The following is a 20,013-nucleotide window of genomic DNA, read 5'->3' on the forward strand; positions in this document are numbered from 1 at the left end:
CCAGCTGTACCCGGTTTCCCTGGGGTACCCGTTTTTCCGGGCTGAGCGGCAACGCCTACAACACCGGGGTCACCTTTATCACCCTTGTCGCCTTTTTTACCATTTATATTTGTCCAGGTACCAGTAGCCGGGTTATACACCCAGGTACCATCATCATTGGTTACAATGGTAACGTCTGCACCAGGTCCTCCAGCTGTACCAGGTTTACCTGGGGTTCCGCTTTGTCCGGGCTGGGCAGAAACACCTACAACACCGGGGTCACCTTTATCTCCCTTATCCCCTTTTTTATCATTTAAATTTTCCCAGGTACCAGTGGCTGGATTATAAATCCATGTTCCGCTGTCATTGGTCACAATGGTAACCCCTGCAGCTGGTCCGCCTGCACTACCTGGTTTTGCTGGTGTACCAGTTTTGCCGGGCTGATTCTCAATTATCGTTGAATTGCTACTGCTCCTAACGTAAACCCATTTAGTACCATCGTTATAATAAATACCAGGCAGTACATCATTAACGGTAGATAGATTGTAAACCATCATACCGGTTACGTGCGCCTTAAGCGGAGCAGGATTATCTGTGCTAATTAAATTAACACGGGCATGGAGCAAGCCTTTGTTATTGCTTTCCAATTCCAAAATGGCATCCTGATTTGAAATGTTGGTACTCGACACGGTACCATCCTTTACCTTTTGCTGGGCAAAAGAAACCGAAATACTCAAAAGGACTCCGGTTAAACTGAGCAGTAAATGTTTATTCATCTAATTTGTTTTTAATACATGATGTTTATTCTCACGAAGAGTATATAGGCAGGCAAGAGATTGAGCATTTAAAGTAGATGATCAAAAAATAGTTATATACTGATTGTAAGCGTAATACGACTAATCCAAAAGATGAACCAAAAACATAGATGGGTATTAAATGAAGTTAAGGGCTATTAGCACAAGGTTATGAGTAAAATTATACCCGTATTTTCGGGTAATTTATTTCCCATATTGACTATAATTCTTTTTTTAAATTAGTGCCAATTAAATTGCTTAAACTATATATATTGACATTTATCAAAATATAAAATAAAGACCACACTATAAGAGCTTATAGTTGTGTTAAAACGGGGTATTTTGGGGAAGGCCAATATTAATTTGTGATAAATTAATTATCTGCAGAGCGCCTTTAGAGCATAGCGGGTTATAAAAAGGCTGACGAAGTTTTGCTGTATGGTAAGATGGAAAAACTTCATCAGTCTTCTAGTGGTACCCAAACAACTAACCAACCAAACTGTTGAATTTTTGCCACACTTTTAGCCTTTAAAACTCACTAAGTAACAAAACAGTTACCGGATGACGAGCAGGGGGAAATTGGTAAACCAATAAGAATTTGGCTTTAAGGTTTTTAAAGGGGTAATTATAAGCTATTCAGTTAAAACTGGCTAAGTTCTGCCACGCTTTTGCCCTTTGAAACTTCGCAAGTTGAATTCTTAAATTGGCGGGTGGTTAAGACAAATAAATAGTAAAAAAAAATGCCCATCTAGTTATAAATGGACATTTCTATTTTATATCGGAAAATCTACAATAATCCGTACAAGCCATGTGCATAGGTACGCAATGAGGCTGAAACACTTTGCATCTTTTCAGGTGATGGTCCTTTAACCTTATAGGCCTCCGGATGTAATTCTAATGATTGATCATTCAATGATTCTGTGGTGTTTTTATTGCTCAACGTAGCATGCTGTTCTTCGCTTATTTTCAATGGGGCCATGTTAATAATTTTTTATATCAGAATAACATGTCTACAGAAAATAAGTTTGCTTATCAGGCATATTTTTATAAATTATTTTTCTATTGATGAGATCCAGTTTTCGGTATCTGAAACCTTAACCGGATCTGCAGTAGCTATGATTTTTAATATGCCTCCTGCATTTATTTCTGCCTGAGTGATGTAATTCTTTTTAAAAGGCTTGCCATTTAATAATGTAGCCTTGATAAACTTATTTTTCACATCAAAGTTTTCGGTTTCGATTTTAAAGGTTTTTCCTTTTGGCAAATGATAAGTTAATGAAGGGAATAGCGGAACATTTAAATAATACACCGGCCAGCCCACGCAGGCAGGTGAAAAGCCACTGGCTGTAAAAATATACCAGGCACTCATCGCGCCTGCATCATCATCCATGGTTCTTAAATAAGCCTGAGGTTCGTTTTTATAAATCTTCCCGATGTAGGAACCAATGCCGCGACTATTATCATTAAAATAATTCTGAATTACTGTATCTGCTGCCAGCTGGTGCATCCAGTATTGAGATTTATAGCCTGATTTTGTAGCATTGTACATAAGCGGCACCTGCAAATCTGGCTCATTCGCATGGTTATATAAGTCTTTTGCAAAGAACTGATCAAGATTGGCCAGATAAGATGCTTCTCCCCCATCCAGTTCGATTAAGCCTTTTACATCATAGGGTACAAACCATCGGTATTGCCAAATGGTTCCCTGGTACAAACCTCTTGCCTGCATGCGGTCTACGTCGTTTCTGGTTAAATCCTTAAAGTCCTTATTCCAATACTTTTTATACTCCAGGGCTTTATTCCGATAAAAGGCAGATTTATCATTATTCTTCAAAATAGAGAATACTTCTGCCAATGCCCAATGATCGTAACTTGTTTCTAAAGCCTTATCTGGCGATTTATAATCTAATCTATCTACTTCTTTAACCAAGGAATCTGCAATTTTTGCAAAATCAACTTTGTAGCCCTTCCAGTAGGCATCCAGAAGAACTACAATAGCATGTTCTGAACGTACTGTATTTGATGGTTCATGCTGGCCTGCATAATCTTTTTTACCGGATTGATATAGTTCTGCGATCGAAGTAACCATCCCGGCATACTCACTTTGATTGATGATGGAGAGTAAGGGCAATTGTGTGCGGTAATTGTCCCAAATGGCCCAACCATTGTAATGAATTTGCTTATCTTTCTGCAACTCTCCTTTGGTATTTCTATAGGTGCCATCCTTTTCTGAAATGACATATGGCGATTGCATGGTGCGGTACAAAAGCGAATAAAATAACTTCGAACTTTCTAAATCTCCATTCACCTCAATTTTACTTAAATTGCGATTCCAATCTGCAGTACTTTGCATGGTGAACTGCTCAAATGAATCTTGATTAATTGTTGCCGCAGCGGCTTCTGCACTAACGGATGATAGGGCAACACCAACTTGAGCAGTAACCGCATCATCTGGTAGCATCAAAATTAAACGGTGATTGCCCTTATCTTCCCAATTTGCAACACCTTTTACAGAGAGGCAATAATAAATTTTGTATTTCCCTACACCACAAGTGGTTCTGGATGTAATCCATCCTGAAATCGTATTCCCTTTAACCTGATGCTGTTCATCAACAAAGGCACCGTTAAAGGCATAACTTAAATCAAGATAGAATCCCTTTTTGCCCTTAGGAAATTGATAAAGATGTTTTCCGGCATTTTTTAAAACGCTTAATTGGGCACTTATTTTATTCTCGAAGCCAACAGCATAATAACCGGGGCCAGCATTTTCGGTTAATTTAATTAAATCTGTTTTTGAAGGATCATCACCTAAAAATGGTTTAATCAAAATATTGCCGCCTGAACCCTGACAGCCCACACCTTCAAAACGATTATGGGTAAATCCCTCAAATTTCTTGGCCAGGTACTCGTAGCCAGTATGAGTTTTAGGGTAGGTTTGCGGCCCAATACTTAACATACTGAAAGGGTAAGAAGCAGCAGGTGACATTTGTCCATGATCTCCTGAAGAACCTAAAAAAACATTTACCAAATCTACAGGTAGTTTTCCATTAACTGAAAAAGAGCGCTCATTTGATTGAGCTAAAACGTTTAACTGAATACAAATGAGAATAGAAGTCAATCGAATAAATAATTTCATGATGGGATTTTAAGATATGCCCAAAATAATACTTTAGAATGAAGTTGATGTTATGTTTCCATTTATTTACAACCTGAGTTCGATTAATAATATGTTATACAATACTATTTGAATAGGTTATTTATACCTTAACTACCCCGCCCTTTGGCACCCCTCCAAAGGACTATCATGTGGACACCATAAACTTTTAAGGATTTTACCCGCTCTTTGCCGCGGAGGCATGGTACTTTGGAGCGCCAAAGTACCCAAAGCGCTTTGTCAATCCAACAAGGGGCCTTTTACACTACCCCACACACATCAAAAAAACAAGTGGCACTTCGTTTTGTGTTCAGCATTCTTTTAAACTTCGAACCCACATTTATGAACACAAAACCACTGAGTGTAAGGTTTGTTAGTGCTATATATACTATTGTACAACTGTTTTTTTGATTTCTCCGGCCCTTGGGATTGACGGCGTTCTTAGGTAAAGCCTATATTTTATTAAAGGTAGTAGCAAAACGCATAAAAAACCACGATCAAAAGATGTGTCCACACGATAGTACAAAGGAAGGGAAATGGCAATGGTAATCCCCCCTTTCAGATGGGCGGTCGCAGACAATTAATAATTAGCCAGTTCAGGTTTATAAAACAGCTATACATCAAAAAGGCCATTTCAGATGAGTGAAATGGCCTTTAAAAATAATGTTGGGTGTCTATTTTCTCAACTTATTTAATCGCTACTGGAACAGAAATTTTATCCCAATCTAAAGAAAAACCTGTTTTGGTAATTTTATAAACCAAACGCTCTTGAGTGGCTTTTAAAGCTTTCGTTTTTACTTCAACGCGTAAAGCATCTTTACTTTCTTCATATTTGTAAGCTCCCCATTGTTTTGGTTCTTTGTTAAAAATTGCCGTCCATGTTCCACTTTCTTTTGGGATTAAGAAAAAGCTATATTTTCCTGCTGCCAATGGTTTACCTTCTACCATAATATCCTTATCTGTTTCGAAAGTAGTGGCTTCATTTGCACCAGCACGCCATACTTTATCATAAGCTTCTAAACTTCCCCAAATTTTACGTCCCTTTACTGCAGGGCTACTGTAGTTAATGGTAATGGTTGCACCTTTCACTTTTCCGGTAACAGTTGCTGCAGGACTTGGTTTTGGCTGCGCATCTTGTGCCATTGCACTTGCAGAAATGGTGATTGCTGTTACCAGCATGGTGATGGATTTAATCATCTTTTTCATATGGTATATTTGTTTTGTTGTTTTTAATCTACGAATTTATGGCTTTAGCACGATAAAAACTATAATGTTAATGTCTAAAAGCGGAACCATCCTTTCAATATTGCATAATTAGGGTTTTAATTTGCAAAGTTAACGTTCGCCTATGTTTTTTGGTTTGTAAAATAACAATCCCAAAATCGAAAAAATAATTACCGCAGCAGCACCAATTACATTTAACCAGAGAAAAGATACCACATCAAACTCGTAAACGCCAATTACGGTTATTTCTGATAAGATAGCAGAGATAAATACTAAAGGGCCATCAATCTTCCTGAAATAAAATGCTACTAGAAAAATCCCCAGAATTGGGCCGTAAAAAAGTGACCCTAAAACATTTACAGCCTCAATCAGCGAACCCATCTGCGTAGCAAACATCGCCACCGCGATAGAAAATATGCCCCATGCCAGTGTATGTAACCGACTATACTTCAGTTCGGTTGAATCATTCATTTCTTTTTTACTGAAGATTAAATGTATGTCTTTTAGAGAACAGGCGGCCAATGAATTTAATGCCGCAGAAATAGACCCCCAACTGGCCAGGAATATCACAGCAAATAGTAATCCTATCATTCCAACGGGTAGCGTATTTTTAACAAAATATAAAAAGATATAGTTAGTATCCGTTTTCTCAGCATTAAAATTGGATTGATTAATGGCTTCCTCCACTTTGCCATGCAAATCTTTAACGTCCTTTTGGGTAGCCTTAAATTTTGCGATTGATTCATTTAATCCGGGAGAATGATTTTCCTTCTGGATAAGGATATTTTTGGATTCGCTGTTAAATTTTTCAGTTAAATTGCGATGTGCTTTTTCAAATACTGCAGCCTGTTTAGGTTGAGTTTCTTTTAAATATTGATATGACCTTTCATTGAAATAGATTGGGGCTGGTTTTAGTGAAAAGAAGGCAAATAATAATGCTCCGATCAAGAGGATGGCAAACTGCATTGGAATTTTAACCAATCCATTCAATAACAACCCCATCTTGGCATTGGTGTTATCCTTTGCGGTAATGTAACGTCCCACCTGACTTTGATCAGTACCAAAATAAGATAGTGCTAAGAAAAACCCACCAATTAACCCACTCCAAATGTTATACTTGTCTTTCCAGTCAAAATTAGTAGTGATCACATTCAGCTTACCTGATTTCCCGGCGAGATATAGGGCATCACTAAAACCAATCCCATTTGGCATATTTTGCACCAGCAAATAACCAGCGAAAGCCATTGTACCTAAAATGATCAGAAACTGTAATTTCTGAGTATGAGCGATGGCTTTTGCACCACCTACGTAAGTGTAAATTAAAAGGATTCCACCGGTTAAAACATTGGTTAAATAGATGTTCCAGTTTAATACACTTGATAAAATAATACTCGGCGCATATATACTGATCCCGGTTGATAAGCCACGGGAAAACAGGAAAAGCAGAGAGGTTAAAACCCTGGTTTTTTTATCGAAACGATTTTCCAGATATTCATAAGCGGTATAAACGTTCAGCCTTTGAAATATGGGAATGAAAGTAATGCAAATCACAATCATCGCCAATGGCAAACCAAAATAATACTGCACAAAACGCATCCCATCGGTATAGGCTTGCCCGGGAGCCGATAAAAAGGTAATGGCACTCGCCTGTGTAGCCATGATACCCAACAGCACAATATACCAGGGCATTTTACTATCAGCCTTTAAATAGGATTCATTACTTTTTTGTCCACGACCAATAAAGACACCATAAACCACAACAGCCAATAATGTAAAAATGAGTACGCACCAATCGATATTGCTCATGACCAAAATTTAGTGAAGAGATAATAAAACACCACCTGAAATACCAATGCAAGTGCCAGTAATATGTACCAGGTGTTCCAGTTTTTGAGCTGATTTTTCATTTGGTTAAAATGTAATATTCATGATTGACGAGAATGAAAATTATATTGTTTCTTTTGCTCTTAATTAACCATCCCGCCTTTCAGGCACCCCTCCAGAGGAGGGGAATGGCGACCAATAACATTTCTCTACCCCGCCTCAACAAATCCTTATTACAAACCCTTTCCCTTCAAGGGGAAAGGTGCCGATAGGCGGATAGCGGGTGTTTCCCTATCGGTTGGTGTCCCACCGACCGAAATCTAAATTCATCTATTTCCCCGCCGATATAAAATTAAAAAATAACCTTGCCGCACCAACATTACCTGCCGGCAACTGACGGAAAAAAGCCAGTGGTGTATAAATAAAATTACCTTTTCCGTATTTAGCATAAAGCGTTGAGCCTTTTAAAGGTTCTTCGCCAGTATCGTTCATTTCAAATAATGGCTCATATCTATTGTCCCATTGATCTGGAAAATAAGCACCTCGTTCTTGTACCCAACCACTAAAATCCTGTGTGGTAATCTTATTCGGATAGTTTAAAAGCTTATGATTCGGATTTAAAAATTTAACCGATGCGTTCTCTTCTGTAACCCGCTTACCGCTAATAGTGAAAGGATAAACACCAAAATCTTGCAGGGCCATATCCTGGGTAGTATTGTATTGCATCACCATTGTTCCTCCGTTTTCTACATATGCCTTTAAGGCAGGTTGCCAGTTTTTAATTCTTTTTTCTGTATTAATCACCCGAACACCCGTTACAATGGCATCATAGGTGGCTAACTTAGCCGGATTCAAAATATCAGCTTCAGTTAATACATCTACCTGTAATCCTGCCTGACTTAAAAATTCAGGAATTAAATCTCCTGCACCTTGAATGTAACCTACTTTTTTCGCTAACACCTTAATATCACCCTTTAACAACCAGGTTGTTGCGGGTACAAAATACTGCAGGGAAGGCAAATGCGGATATTGAATTAAGACCTGACCTTTTGTAAAGGTATTTTGCTCTGCAGAAAAAACAGCTTCAAGTTTATTCTGACTGGTTTTAATTTTCGATAAATCTTCAGCAGGAATTAAAAAATCTTTAATCGTTACGGTGTTTTCCGGTAAATTGATTCCGGTAAATGTTTTGACAATTACATTTCCGATCTTAAAATCTACTTTACCATAATTGATGGATTTAGTCGCTTTTAATCTTAAGGTTACGGCTAATCCTTCTTTCTCTCTAGCGAAATACACAGGCTCAGCAAAACTTAAACCAAGTGCCGGAACAATGCGCAGTTGTTCTACCACGTCGCCTTTAACCGGGTCTAGTTTTTTGAAAGATAAGGGAAGCTTTACTTTAAATTGTTCTGTGCCAATTTTGAGTGATAAGACTACATTCAATGCAGATTCATTTTCAGAAAGGCCAATCAAAGTATCATTAGTGACGCTGAAGGTGGCTGCATTTTTTGCAGGCTTTTCTAACCAGTAAGGTTCTGTTAGCGCTGCTCCTGCAGGAATCTGAATTTTACGTTCAATCGTTAGTAAGGAATCTCCAGAAACCCTGCGATTTAGGTTATCTGTTTGATTGATCCAGTTTACCTGTTCTAATAATACAGGAACTGAAGATCTCGCAATTACGTTTAAACGAAAGTTATAGCTATCACCCGCAACAGCTTCTGCCTGGTTAGTTACCATTTCACCCATAAAGCCTGTACAGCTTAAAATGATATGGTCGATGGCAGCTAACTTATCTTTTCGAAGATTTACATCCTGCAGCTCAGCTATCTTTTTGCGCAGCATCAACAAACCGTGTAAACTCTTATCCGGATGGTTATAATCAAAAGATAGAAGAGTAATATCAATCAGTTCATCTATGTCATTAATCCCCCTATCAGACCAGTTCATTGGAATCCTTTCAAACAGAGTTGCTTTAGCCTGATCGCCCAAAACAGGTGAAAAATATTCAGTTCGCACTCCGGCTACCGATTGTGTACCTGCGCCCTGGCTTTTGTGCAAACTTCGGCTTAACCCTGCCAGTTCACCATAACCCATTCCCAACTGAGCATCATACTGGCCTACAGTTGCCTTTAGTTGATTTTCGGCAGTGGTATTGGTTGATCCAAACCTAAAAGTATTCCAAAGTATCCGTTCAGGTTGAAAAACACTTACATATTTCAATTGATTGGGAAATGCGGTCTGATCTCCCGCCAGTTTAAAAGCCTTTTCTGCCACCACTGCAGAAGCCGCATGCTGACCATGCCCGGCCGCCGCTGTTGGTGGAAAACGGCAAATAATTACATCAGGTCTGAATTTGCGGATCACCCAAACAACATCGGCAGTAATGCTGTCGGCATCCCATTGTTTAAACGTATCATCTGTATTTTTTGAAAAGCCAAAATCAATGGCACGTGTAAAAAATTGCTGCGCACCATCCAGTTTACGTGCTTCTAATAATTCATGTGTTCTGATTAACCCTAAAGCTGCTCCCTGCTCTGTGCCTAAAAGGTTCTGACCACCATCTCCACGGGTTAGTGACAGATAGCCGGTTTCTACATTTTGATCGTTAATTAACCAGGAGAGTAAACCGGTGTTTTCATCATCGGGGTGTGCGGCAAGGTAAAGAACCTTTGGCAAATGCTTCAGTGTTTTCAGCTCCCGATAAATTTCTGAAGACTTTGCAGGCCGCACCTGTTGAGCTGAGCAGAAAACTGTAAAAAAACCGAGGATGAATACAATGGCTAATCTTTTAAACATAGAATTTGGTTTACGGAGCCAAATATGCTTAAAAAGGATTTATTTAAGGCTACCGTAAACGAAAAAGTACAAAAAGCTTACGCTCCATATTTAAAAACAGATTCCAGCAAACGTATATACATCGTTATACCCTCTTCAATTTCATCAATATATACAAATTCATCTGCCGTGTGTGATCTTGCAGATTCTCCCGGACCCATTTTTACTGATGGCATATCCAGCCAACCCTGATCAGAGCTTGTTGGCGATAAATATGTTTTTCTGCCTAACCCTAAACCTGCTACCACTACCGGATGAAACAAATCAATATTCGACGGATGCAAAATATTCGGACGAACATTAAAACTGGAAACAGTATGATTAATAATCGTATTTAGAATTTCTCTGCAAGTATAATTATGATCAAATCTAATATCGACTGTAAAATGGCAACATCCGGGCACAATATTATGCTGCATACCAGCATCTATTTGCGTTACTGTCATTTTTACGGGTTGCGGTGCGCTATCTTCAATTGGAAACTGGTAGCTGGAGAACCAGGTGATATCTCTAATGGCTTTGTAAATCGCATTATCACCCTCTTCTCTGGCTGCATGACCTGAGCGACCTTTTGCTGTGCAATCAATCACCATTGAACCCTTCTCTGCGATGGCCATTTGCATATTTGTAGGTTCACCAACAATGGCAAAAGAAATTGGCTTTAGCTCTTCTAGAATACATTTGATGCCATTTCCACCTGAAATTTCTTCTTCAGCCGTTGCGGCCAAACAAATATTAAAAGGCAAATCTTTAACCGCATAAAAATAAATGAAAGTAGAGATTAAAGATACGAGAGATGCGCCGGCATCATTACTTCCCAAACCATATAACTTATCATCATATACCACCGCAGTGAACGGATCTCTGGTATATTGTTCGTTTGGTTTTACAGTATCATGATGCGAATTGAGTAAAATAGTTGGCTTTTGCTGATCGAAATACTTATTGTAACACCATACATTATTATGTTTCCTTTTGGTATTTATCTGATGCTTCGCCAAATGTGATTCAATTTCATCAGCGGTTCTGTCTTCAGCACCACTAAAGGATGGAATGGTGATCAAGGTAGCCAGAAGGTTAATAGACTCGTTGTAAAGTATATTTAAATCGGGATGTGATTCAATCGTTTTATCTAAAATATTCATGGTAAGTTGATTAATGGATTTCTAGTGAATGTTTTTTTCCTCTGCTAAGGAAGCATGAGTAATAATTTGATCAATGTGCTCGGGGCTAAACAACATGGCTGTACATAAGCAGTTACACCGATTTTTTCTTTCCAGAATATCGAAATTAATACAGCTTGCACAACCCGCCCAAAAAGCTTTGTCTTTAGTGATCTGGTCAAAGGTTACGGGTTCAAAACCAAGTTGACTGTTCAGCTTCATAATTGCTGCGCCTGATGTAATGCTGAATATTTTTGCCTGAGGAAAATTACGCCTGGACAGGTTAAAAATTCTGTTTTTGATGCATTTGGCTACGCCAGAATTTCTGAACTTTGGTTTTACAATCAGTCCGGAATTGGATATAAAATCCCCATGCTCCCATGTTTCAAAATAAGAAAAACCTACCCATTCGCCACCACTGGTTAAAGCAATTATCGCTTTGCCAGTTTTCATCTTTTCGATTATGGAATCCGGAGTTCTTTTTGAGATCCCTGATCCCCTAAGGATAGCAGAATTTAATGTCTCATTCACGATTTCGTCTGCATATATGGCATCTTCTTTCGTGGCAACGCGTACAAATATTATTGGATTATTCATTTTTATTTAAAATTTCATAAACCACTTATACAAACAGGATGCCTTGCGAACAACGATCACGTATCTTACTGATTATCTGTATATAAAAATAAAATAGCAGTGATTAAAATACTTAGCATGATCATTTAACTCACCAAAATGAAAGGCTTTTTTTCATTATGAAAAGATTAAGTGCTCAGGATTTCAAAACGATCCGAATCACACAAACCAATGAACGATCAATTATCCATTGGTTTTAGATGATTCGTCATTTTTATCCTTAATATTGTAGCTTATTTCAAACCTATGAACGGGATCATCCTCATCATTGATGATGAAAAAAAAATCAGCAGTTTACTTTCCAGAATTATTGAATTGGAGGGTTTTAAAACCTTACAAGCTGCTACGGGAAAAGAAGGCTTAAAGCTTTTAAAAAACAACGATGTAAGTATTGTGATCAGCGATGTCAAATTGCCTGATGTGAATGGCGTAGCCATGGTTAAAGACATTAAATTACTGAAACCTTATGTAGAAGTGATCAATCTAACAGCTTACGGAACAATCTCCGATGGTGTTTTAGCCATCAAAAACGGGGCGTTTGATTACCTGGTGAAAGGTGATGATAATGATAAAATTATTCCCTTACTCTACAAAGCGATCGATAAAGCCAATCTGCAACAACGTGTTTCTGAATTATCGCAGAAAATTGCTGGCAAACATCATTTCAATACGATTATTGGTCAATCGAAAAAATTAAATGAAGCCATTGATTTAGCCAAGAGGGTAAGTCAAACAGATACCACTGTTTTACTTTTGGGAGAAACGGGAACTGGAAAGGAGGTTTTTGCGCAATCTATTCATTATGAAAGTCCTCGAACGGCGAAGCCATTTGTGGCGCTAAACTGTAGTGGCTTCAGTCCTGATTTGTTGGAAAGTGAACTCTTTGGATATAAGGCGGGTGCATTTACCGGGGCAAACAAAGATAAAAAAGGTTTACTGGAAGAAGCTAACGGAGGTACATTATTTCTGGATGAAATAGGCGAAATGAACCTCGATTTACAAGCCAAACTGTTACGGGTGCTGGAAAATCAAAGTTTTATTAAAGTTGGAGATACGCATACGCAACAAGTGAATGTGCGTATACTGGCGGCCACTAACAAGGATTTAAAAGCTGATGCTGAATCTGGAAAATTTCGTTCTGATTTGTATTATCGCCTTTCCGTTTTCACCATTATGCTCCCACCCCTGCGCGAAAGAAGAGCAGATATTCCACTACTGGCAAAGTATTACTTGAATGAGTTTGCAATTAAATCTAACCGACTTCAATTGCATCTAGACGATAAAATTCTCGAGATTTTTGAAAAATATCAATGGCGGGGAAACATCCGGGAGCTAAAAAATGTGATGGAGCGTTTGGTCATTTTATCTGATGGGGAGGAACTCAACCTATCCGCCTTACCGCCTGAGTTTTTTGAGTTTGCACCGCTTCAAAATAATTTCAATCTTCAGCAAGTGGAAAAACAACACATTCAAAAAGTACTCCTACATACCAAAGGCAACAAAACAGAAACCTCCAGATTGCTGGGAATTGGGCTTACTACGCTGTATAGAAAAATTGAAGAATATGGCATCATGGAGTTATAATACACATCTAATGAGCTGCTTTATTAGAAATATATTTGTTAAATTTGTGATATGAGCATTCAATATTTATCAAATGAACAAGGTCAGATTACTGCGGTTCAACTTCCTATTGAAGATTGGGAGAAGATTAAAAATCTATACCCGAATGTAGAGTCTATCGATTTTTCATTACCAGAATGGCATAAAGAAATCTTAGATGCCAGAGTGCAAGCAATAGTTAAAGATTCAAGTAGAATAGCACCGATATCAGAATTACTAAATGAACTCGACAAATAAGAATGGATTATAGTGTGCATTTTTTTGACGAGGTAAGATTAGATATCAGGGAAGCTAAAGAATGGTATAGAAAACAACAATCTGGATTGGAAAAACACTTCTCCCAGGAAGTAAAAAAAGTCTATCATTAGACTCCAAAAAAATCCAGAGATTTATGAAATCAGGTATAAAAATATCCGCACAATTTTTACCGCCATTTTTCCATATTCCATCCATTTTTTTATTGACGAAAAACTTAAAAAAGTTGTTATCATTGCTATTTTACATCAAGCACGCAATCCTGTATCACATCATAATAGAAATCAATAACATCTTAAAATGTTTAAAATTAGTCAAGGATGCTTATCTAATTATCTAATCAATTCATTCTATTAAATTCATTTACCCACACCAATATATACCGTTAAACAAAACAGCATGAATAAATACATTTTAACCATTTTATTATCAGCACTCTCCTTTTCCCTCTTTGCTCAGGATGCATATTTCCAACAACATTTAAACTATACCATTGATGTTACTTTAAATGATAAAGAGAAATCTTTAAAAGGATTTGAAACCATTGTTTATAAAAACAATTCACCATCAACGCTGAATTTCATCTGGTTTCACATCTGGCCAAATGCATATAAAAATGAATCAACGGCACTTTTCCAACAGATCAGGAATGATACTTCGCGCACGGAAAAACTTAAAAATGTAACCTATGGTAGTATTGATGGTTTAGCTTTCAAAGTGAATGGAAAAGAAGCAAAAACAGAAGCCCACCCAAATCCACAGTATATTGATATTATAAAAGTGATGCTGCCTTCTCCATTAAAATCCGGCGATTCTGTAACACTGACCACTGGTTTTAATGTTAAGTTACCCAATTATTTTTCTCGTTCTGGTTATGCTGACACAGAATTTATGATTGCACAATGGTATCCAAAACCTGCTGTTTTTGACCGCGATGGATGGCATGAATTTCCTTACTTGGATATGGGAGAGTTTTACAGTGAGTATGCAGATTATAAAGTGAATATCACGCTACCTTCAAATTATATAGTTGGCGCTACTGGTGTGATGCAAAATACAGATGAACTTGCTGCTTATAAAAGTATTGGTGCCAAAAATGCATCAATCAGAAACAATAAACCTGAATTATACCAACCAAAAAGTAAATCAGCTACCAAAACTTTAACCTATAAAATCAGTAATGTTCCAGACTTTGCCTGGTTTGCTGATCGTGATTTAGTTATCCAGTACGATACCATTAAGCTTGCTTCAGGAAAGCTAGTGGATGCTTTTAGTTACTATCACAATAAAGAAAATACGCTTTGGGTAAACAGTATAGATTACATTAAAGATGCCACTAAAAAATATAGCCAATGGATTGGTGAATACGAATATCCGGTGGTGCAGGCCATTGAAGGGCCAAAAAATAATGCCAGTGGTGGAATGGAATACCCAACCATTACTTTAATTACCAGTCCTGATGCAAAGAAAGAAACCCTTGATGGCGTCATTACGCATGAAGTAGGCCATAACTGGTTCATGAGTATGCTAGGCAGCAATGAAAGAATACATACCTGGCAGGATGAAGGCTTCAATACCTTTTATCAGTTTCGTTATGAAGCAGAAAAATACAAATCAAATTCTATTTTTGGAGATGCCATTCCCGCAAAAATTAAGGAATTACCTACTGATCAATTCCTGTCCAGTGTTTATGGTGCACTATCAAATGTACCCATGCAATCGGCTATTGAAACACCCGCAGCAGATTTTAAGACCTCCGAAGAATATAGCTTAGTTTCATATGCAAAGACAGCATTGTGGCTTTACCTTTTGGAATCACAAATTGGAAAAGATAAATTTGATAAAGCCTTTCAAGATTATTTTAGCGAATGGAAAAATAAACATCCAAGACCAATTGATTTTAAAGTATCAATGGAAAAATCATTAGGTGTAAACCTTGATAAATATTTTAGCTTATTAAATCAGAAAGGGAAGCTTTAGTTTGGAGTCCATAGTCTTAAGTCTGGGTCCACAAATTACATCGATAATCATTTACTACTTTGCTATTCCCCTCCTTTCGAGGGGTGCCCGTAGGGCGGGGTGGTCAAAATATATAAATAACCTGATTAAATAATAGAACGCTAACACTGATGATTAATCAAATTCAGGTTATAAAATTATACTAAAATCTATTCTAAAGAAATTAAAACACCCCCTTCCGAAATGACAAAAACCCTTCCAAAATGGAAGGGTTTTTTTATGCCTAAAATTCCGATCCCATTCAAAACAAAACATAAACAACTATAAAACAATAACTTAACAAAAAATATCTTTCTGCGGCATAAGAGTTGGCAATAGGCATTTCATAAATCAATAAAGTTATGACTATAGCCCTATTTTTAATTATCCTCTTGCTCTGCTGGGCAACTTACAAATCAATCGATTGGTTCGAAAAAATCTAAAGCCATGTTAGCACTATTCATCATCGCCATCGCCGTATTTATCTATATGATTTACGTGCTGATTAAACCAGAAAAATTCTAAAACCAGGAAATGGGAAACAGTTAATAGGGAAATAGATTGATTTAATTATCTGCAATATGTCTTTTCTTTATTTCCTACTCCCTATTCCCTTTAAAAAACAAAAATGAACACTGAATTAATTGGCATCATTGCCACATTCTTACTTACCCTGGTTATCGCCATCCCATTGGGAAAATATCTGGCGAAGGTTTTTGCAGGAGAAAAGGTCTGGACAGACTTTTTAAAACCACTAGAAACTGGTATCTATAAACTTTCGGGTATAAATATTAAAGAGCAAATGGACTGGAAACAGCAGTTGAAAGCTTTACTCACCATTAATGTATTGTGGTTGGTGTACGGCTTTTTCGTGTTGATCTTTCAGCATAAGCTTCCATTAAACCCAGATGGAAACCCTGGCATGACACCAGATCTTGCCTTCAATACCATTATTAGTTTTGTTGCTAACTGTAATCTTCAGCATTATTCTGGCGAAAGCGGTGTAAGCTATTTAACGCAACAATTTGTATTGATGTTTCTTCAGTTTGTGAGCGCCGCAACCGGTATTGCTGCCGCAGTAGTATTGTTTAAAGCTTTCAGAGATAAAACCACCACACAGCTGGGCAATTTCTGGGAGTTTTTCATTAAAGCCATTACCAGATTGTTGTTACCTCTTTCTGTTATAGTTGCTTTAATTTTAACTTTTAATGGCACACCAGCCAGCTACGATGCGAAAGATCAGTTTATTTCTGTTCAGGGAGATACGGTTAATGTTTCCCGTGGACCAGCCGCTCAATTTATCGCCATCAAACACTTGGGAACGAATGGAGGTGGGTATTTCGGTGCAAATTCTGCCCACCCATTCGAAAACCCAAGCTATTTAACCAATATGGTAGAAGTGATGTCGCAAACGATTATTCCGCTTGCTATGGTCATTGCTTTCGGCTACTTTATCCGCAGACGTAAACTGGCCTGGACCATCTTTGGTGTCATGACTATCGGTTTATTTATGTTGATGATTCCAACTGTTACCTCAGAGTTAGGTGGAAACCCAGCATTAGCCAAAATGGGAATTTCACAAACAACAGGTGCTATGGAAGGGAAAGAAGTTCGCTTTGGACCAGCCGCTACAGCCTACTGGAGTACCTTAACCACCGTGATTTCTACAGGCTCTGTAAATGGAATGCATGACAGTACCATGCCACTCACTGGGTTATGGCAATTATTGGCCATGATGATTAACGGCTTTTATGGAGGTTGTGGCGTAGGTTTGCTGAATTATTTCATCTATCTGATTATTGCTGTATTTATTTCAGGTTTGATGGTAGGTAGAACACCAGAGTTTTTAGGTCATAAAGTTGAGGCAAGAGAAATCAAAATTGCAGCATTAATTACTTTGTTAAGTCCTTTTTTAATTCTTGCAGGTACAGCCATTGCGAGTTATGTTTTTACTAATCATGGTAACGCAGCCTGGGCCGTTCAGCCTAAAGCATGGTTAAACAACCCCGGCTTTCATGGTTTTTCAGAAATGCTGTATGAAGTAACCTCATCAAATGCGAACAATGGTTCAGGCTTTGAGGGTTTAGGTGATAACAATATCTTTTGGAATGTATTAACAGGTGTAATCATCTTTCTAGGTCGTTTCTTACCTATTATCGGTCCGGTAGCAATTGCAGGTTTATTAGGTGCTAAAAAATTCATTCCAGAATCGGCAGGAACCTTAAAAACAGATACTAAAACATTCGCCTTGATGACCTTTGCTGTGATTTTGGTACTCAATGCCCTTTCTTACTTCCCGGCACTGGCTTTAGGTCCGCTTGCGGAATATTTTACCATGCTTAAATAAATCAAGACTACGATTAATATAATCCACTAAAAATCTGTGAGATCATTAACATCTGTGAATCACTTAAAAATAAAATAATGAAACCCAATAATAAATTGTTCGAACCTGCGCTGGTGCAAACTGCATTGAAACAATCTTTCATCAAATTAGATCCACGGGTAATGGTGCGTAACCCGGTAATGTTTACGGTTGAAGTAGGTACATTAGTAATGGCTTATGTTACCGTTTACTCTATTAGCCACAGCGGACAAGGCTCGCCATTGTATAACTTTTTCATCTTTTTGGTACTTCTGCTTACCGTAGTATTTGCAAATTTTGCAGAAGCCATTGCAGAAGCAAGAGGAAAAGCTCAGGCAGACAGTTTGCGTAAAACCCGTGAAGAAACACCAGCAAAAGTGCTTTTAGACAATGGAACAATTGAAATTCGTTCTTCAAACCAATTAAAAAAAGGTGACGTGTTTGTTTGTGAAACCGGTGATACCATTCCAACCGATGGAGAAATCATTGAGGGTATTGCAACCATTGATGAATCGGCCATTACAGGAGAATCTGCTCCGGTAATTCGTGAATCTGGCGGTGATAAATCATCTGTTACAGGTGGAACTAAAGTGCTTTCTGATGAAATAAAAGTCCGTGTAAGTACCGCCCCAGGCGAAAGTTTTCTCGATAAAATGATCGCTTTGGTTGAAGGTGCATCACGCCAGAAAACACCAAATGAAATTGCTTTAACCATCCTGTTGGCAAGTTTCACACTGGTATTCATCATTGTTTGTGTTACGTTGAAACCCTTCGCAGATTATGCCAACACTCCGATTACTATTGCTGCCTTAATTTCGCTTTTTGTATGCTTAATTCCAACCACTATTGGCGGTTTACTATCGGCCATTGGTATTGCCGGAATGGATCGTGCCCTAAGGGCAAACGTGATTACCAAATCAGGTAAAGCAGTAGAAACTGCAGGTGATATAGACGTGCTGTTGTTGGATAAAACCGGAACCATCACCATTGGTAACCGTAAGGCAACCAACTTCTACCCTACTGCTGGGGTAGTAATTAAAGATTTTACTGATGCCTGCGTATTAAGTTCTCTGGCAGATGAAACACCAGAGGGAAAATCAATTATTGAACTGGCGAGTGAGCAGGGCTTTAAAAATTCTGGAACACCGCAAGGTTCTACATTTATCAAATTCACAGCCGAAACCCGCTCAAGCGGATTAGATACTGCCGATGGAAGACGGATTAGAAAGGGTGCTTTTGATTCCATCCGAAATATTGTAGAAAAAGCAGGAAACATCTTCCCTTCAGATATTGAAAACTATGTTAAAAATATCGCTACTAATGGAGGAACACCTCTAGTGGTTTCGGAAAACGAAAAAGCGCTGGGTGTGATCGAACTGCAGGACATTATTAAACCAGGCATCAGCGAGCGTTTTGAGCGCTTGCGTAAAATGGGTGTTAAAACCGTAATGGTGACTGGTGATAATCCTTTAACTGCAAAATACATTGCAGAAAAAGCGGGTGTTGATGATTTTATTGCGGAGGCAAAGCCAGAAGATAAAATGAACTACATCAAAGATGAGCAAGCTTTGGGTAAATTGGTAGCCATGATGGGTGACGGTACCAATGACGCTCCGGCACTTGCCCAGGCAGATGTTGGCGTGGCCATGAATAGCGGAACACAGGCTGCCAAAGAAGCCGGAAACATGGTGGATTTGGACAATGATCCAACTAAGCTGATTGAAATTGTAGAAATTGGGAAACAGTTGCTGATTACCCGTGGAACGTTAACTACTTTTTCCATCGCCAATGATGTGGCAAAATATTTTGCAATTGTTCCGGCATTATTTATTGCCTCTATCCCTGCCTTGCAAAGCTTAAACATTATGGGTTTACACTCACCAGAAAGTGCAATTATGTCGGCCGTAATTTTCAATGCGATTATTATTCCGATTTTAATTCCACTGGCCTTAAAAGGTGTGGCATATAAACCCATCGGTGCAACGGCTTTACTTCGCAGAAACTTATTTATTTATGGAATTGGAGGTGTTGTCGCTCCATTTATCGGCATCAAATTAATTGATTTAGTCATAGGCTTATTGGTTTAAAATTTAAAGTAAATGGAGAATAGGGAATAGATATAAAGCCGAAAATAAATAATTAACATCTAATGGGCTTCCT

General features: G+C 38.1%; 13 protein-coding genes and 1 pseudogene. 6 read left to right on the plus strand and 8 right to left on the minus strand.

What is annotated here, in order from left to right; genetic code table 11:
* The 8 genes and pseudogenes from AN34_RS07575 to AN34_RS07610 form a co-directional block, all read right to left on the minus strand.
* Nucleotides 1-755 (minus strand): annotated as a pseudogene (locus AN34_RS07575) (hypothetical protein); the annotation flags it as partial.
* Nucleotides 756-1,560: 805 nt separating this feature from the next.
* On the minus strand, nt 1,561-1,743 hold the full coding sequence (locus AN34_RS07580) for a hypothetical protein (RefSeq protein WP_157263255.1): 183 nt from the start codon (nt 1,741-1,743) through the stop codon (nt 1,561-1,563).
* 81 nt (nt 1,744-1,824) lie between these two features.
* Nucleotides 1,825-3,909, minus strand: a complete 2,085-nt coding sequence (locus AN34_RS07585; RefSeq protein ID WP_036676784.1) for a glycoside hydrolase domain-containing protein — start codon at nt 3,907-3,909, stop codon at nt 1,825-1,827.
* A 705-nt stretch (nt 3,910-4,614) separates the two neighbouring features.
* Entirely contained in the window at nt 4,615-5,133 is a 519-nt protein-coding gene (locus tag AN34_RS07590; RefSeq protein WP_029283931.1) for a DUF2911 domain-containing protein, read from the minus strand.
* 129 nt (nt 5,134-5,262) lie between these two features.
* Complete coding sequence (locus AN34_RS07595; RefSeq protein WP_029283933.1) at nt 5,263-6,957, minus strand: sodium:solute symporter; 1,695 nt, start codon at nt 6,955-6,957, stop codon at nt 5,263-5,265.
* Between the two features lie 348 nt (nt 6,958-7,305).
* On the minus strand, nt 7,306-9,774 hold the full coding sequence (locus AN34_RS07600) for a PIG-L family deacetylase (protein WP_029283935.1): 2,469 nt from the start codon (nt 9,772-9,774) through the stop codon (nt 7,306-7,308).
* Between the two features lie 77 nt (nt 9,775-9,851).
* Entirely contained in the window at nt 9,852-10,958 is a 1,107-nt protein-coding gene (locus AN34_RS07605; RefSeq protein ID WP_051666323.1) for a M20 family metallo-hydrolase, read from the minus strand.
* Between the two features lie 21 nt (nt 10,959-10,979).
* Complete coding sequence (locus AN34_RS07610; RefSeq protein WP_036676787.1) at nt 10,980-11,573, minus strand: N-acetyltransferase; 594 nt, start codon at nt 11,571-11,573, stop codon at nt 10,980-10,982.
* 285 nt (nt 11,574-11,858) lie between these two features.
* Between AN34_RS07610 and AN34_RS07615 the strand changes: the two genes are divergently transcribed.
* The 6 genes from AN34_RS07615 to kdpB all read left to right on the plus strand — a co-directional run bounded on the left by AN34_RS07615 (nt 11,859) and on the right by kdpB (nt 19,940).
* Nucleotides 11,859-13,196, plus strand: a complete 1,338-nt coding sequence (locus AN34_RS07615) for a sigma-54 dependent transcriptional regulator (protein WP_029283941.1) — start codon at nt 11,859-11,861, stop codon at nt 13,194-13,196.
* A 51-nt stretch (nt 13,197-13,247) separates the two neighbouring features.
* Nucleotides 13,248-13,472: a hypothetical protein gene (locus AN34_RS07620; RefSeq protein WP_029283943.1), complete on the plus strand. Its 225-nt coding sequence runs from the start codon at nt 13,248-13,250 to the stop codon at nt 13,470-13,472.
* A gap of 417 nt (nt 13,473-13,889) precedes the next feature.
* A complete protein-coding gene (locus AN34_RS07625) occupies nt 13,890-15,470 on the plus strand; it encodes a M1 family metallopeptidase (protein ID WP_029283945.1) in 1,581 nt (526 codons plus the stop codon).
* 465 nt (nt 15,471-15,935) lie between these two features.
* Nucleotides 15,936-16,013 (plus strand): potassium-transporting ATPase subunit F, encoded by a 78-nt coding sequence (locus AN34_RS21410; protein ID WP_082468366.1) that lies wholly within the window; start codon nt 15,936-15,938, stop codon nt 16,011-16,013.
* Between the two features lie 103 nt (nt 16,014-16,116).
* On the plus strand, nt 16,117-17,835 hold the full coding sequence (gene kdpA / locus AN34_RS07630; protein ID WP_029283946.1) for a potassium-transporting ATPase subunit KdpA: 1,719 nt from the start codon (nt 16,117-16,119) through the stop codon (nt 17,833-17,835).
* Nucleotides 17,836-17,912: 77 nt separating this feature from the next.
* A complete protein-coding gene (kdpB, locus tag AN34_RS07635; protein ID WP_029283947.1) occupies nt 17,913-19,940 on the plus strand; it encodes a potassium-transporting ATPase subunit KdpB in 2,028 nt (675 codons plus the stop codon).
* Nucleotides 19,941-20,013 lie beyond the last annotated feature (73 nt).

Source organism: Pedobacter sp. R20-19 (genome assembly GCF_000708265.2).
GTDB lineage: Bacteria > Bacteroidota > Bacteroidia > Sphingobacteriales > Sphingobacteriaceae > Pedobacter.

Excerpts from the sequence above, each read along its gene's own strand:
- kdpB (WP_029283947.1), top strand. The coding sequence starts at position 17,913 with ATGAAACCCAATAATAAATTGTTCGAACCTGCGCTGGTGCAAACTGCA.
- kdpA (WP_029283946.1), top strand. The coding sequence starts at position 16,117 with ATGAACACTGAATTAATTGGCATCATTGCCACATTCTTACTTACCCTG.
- AN34_RS07590 (WP_029283931.1), bottom strand. The coding sequence starts at position 5,133 with ATGAAAAAGATGATTAAATCCATCACCATGCTGGTAACAGCAATCACC.
- AN34_RS07625 (WP_029283945.1), top strand. The coding sequence starts at position 13,890 with ATGAATAAATACATTTTAACCATTTTATTATCAGCACTCTCCTTTTCC.
- AN34_RS07595 (WP_029283933.1), bottom strand. The coding sequence starts at position 6,957 with ATGAGCAATATCGATTGGTGCGTACTCATTTTTACATTATTGGCTGTT.
- AN34_RS21410 (WP_082468366.1), top strand. The coding sequence starts at position 15,936 with ATGTTAGCACTATTCATCATCGCCATCGCCGTATTTATCTATATGATT.
- AN34_RS07620 (WP_029283943.1), top strand. The coding sequence starts at position 13,248 with ATGAGCATTCAATATTTATCAAATGAACAAGGTCAGATTACTGCGGTT.
- AN34_RS07605 (WP_051666323.1), bottom strand. The coding sequence starts at position 10,958 with ATGAATATTTTAGATAAAACGATTGAATCACATCCCGATTTAAATATA.
- AN34_RS07615 (WP_029283941.1), top strand. The coding sequence starts at position 11,859 with ATGAACGGGATCATCCTCATCATTGATGATGAAAAAAAAATCAGCAGT.
- AN34_RS07600 (WP_029283935.1), bottom strand. The coding sequence starts at position 9,774 with ATGTTTAAAAGATTAGCCATTGTATTCATCCTCGGTTTTTTTACAGTT.
- AN34_RS07610 (WP_036676787.1), bottom strand. The coding sequence starts at position 11,573 with ATGAATAATCCAATAATATTTGTACGCGTTGCCACGAAAGAAGATGCC.
- AN34_RS07585 (WP_036676784.1), bottom strand. The coding sequence starts at position 3,909 with ATGAAATTATTTATTCGATTGACTTCTATTCTCATTTGTATTCAGTTA.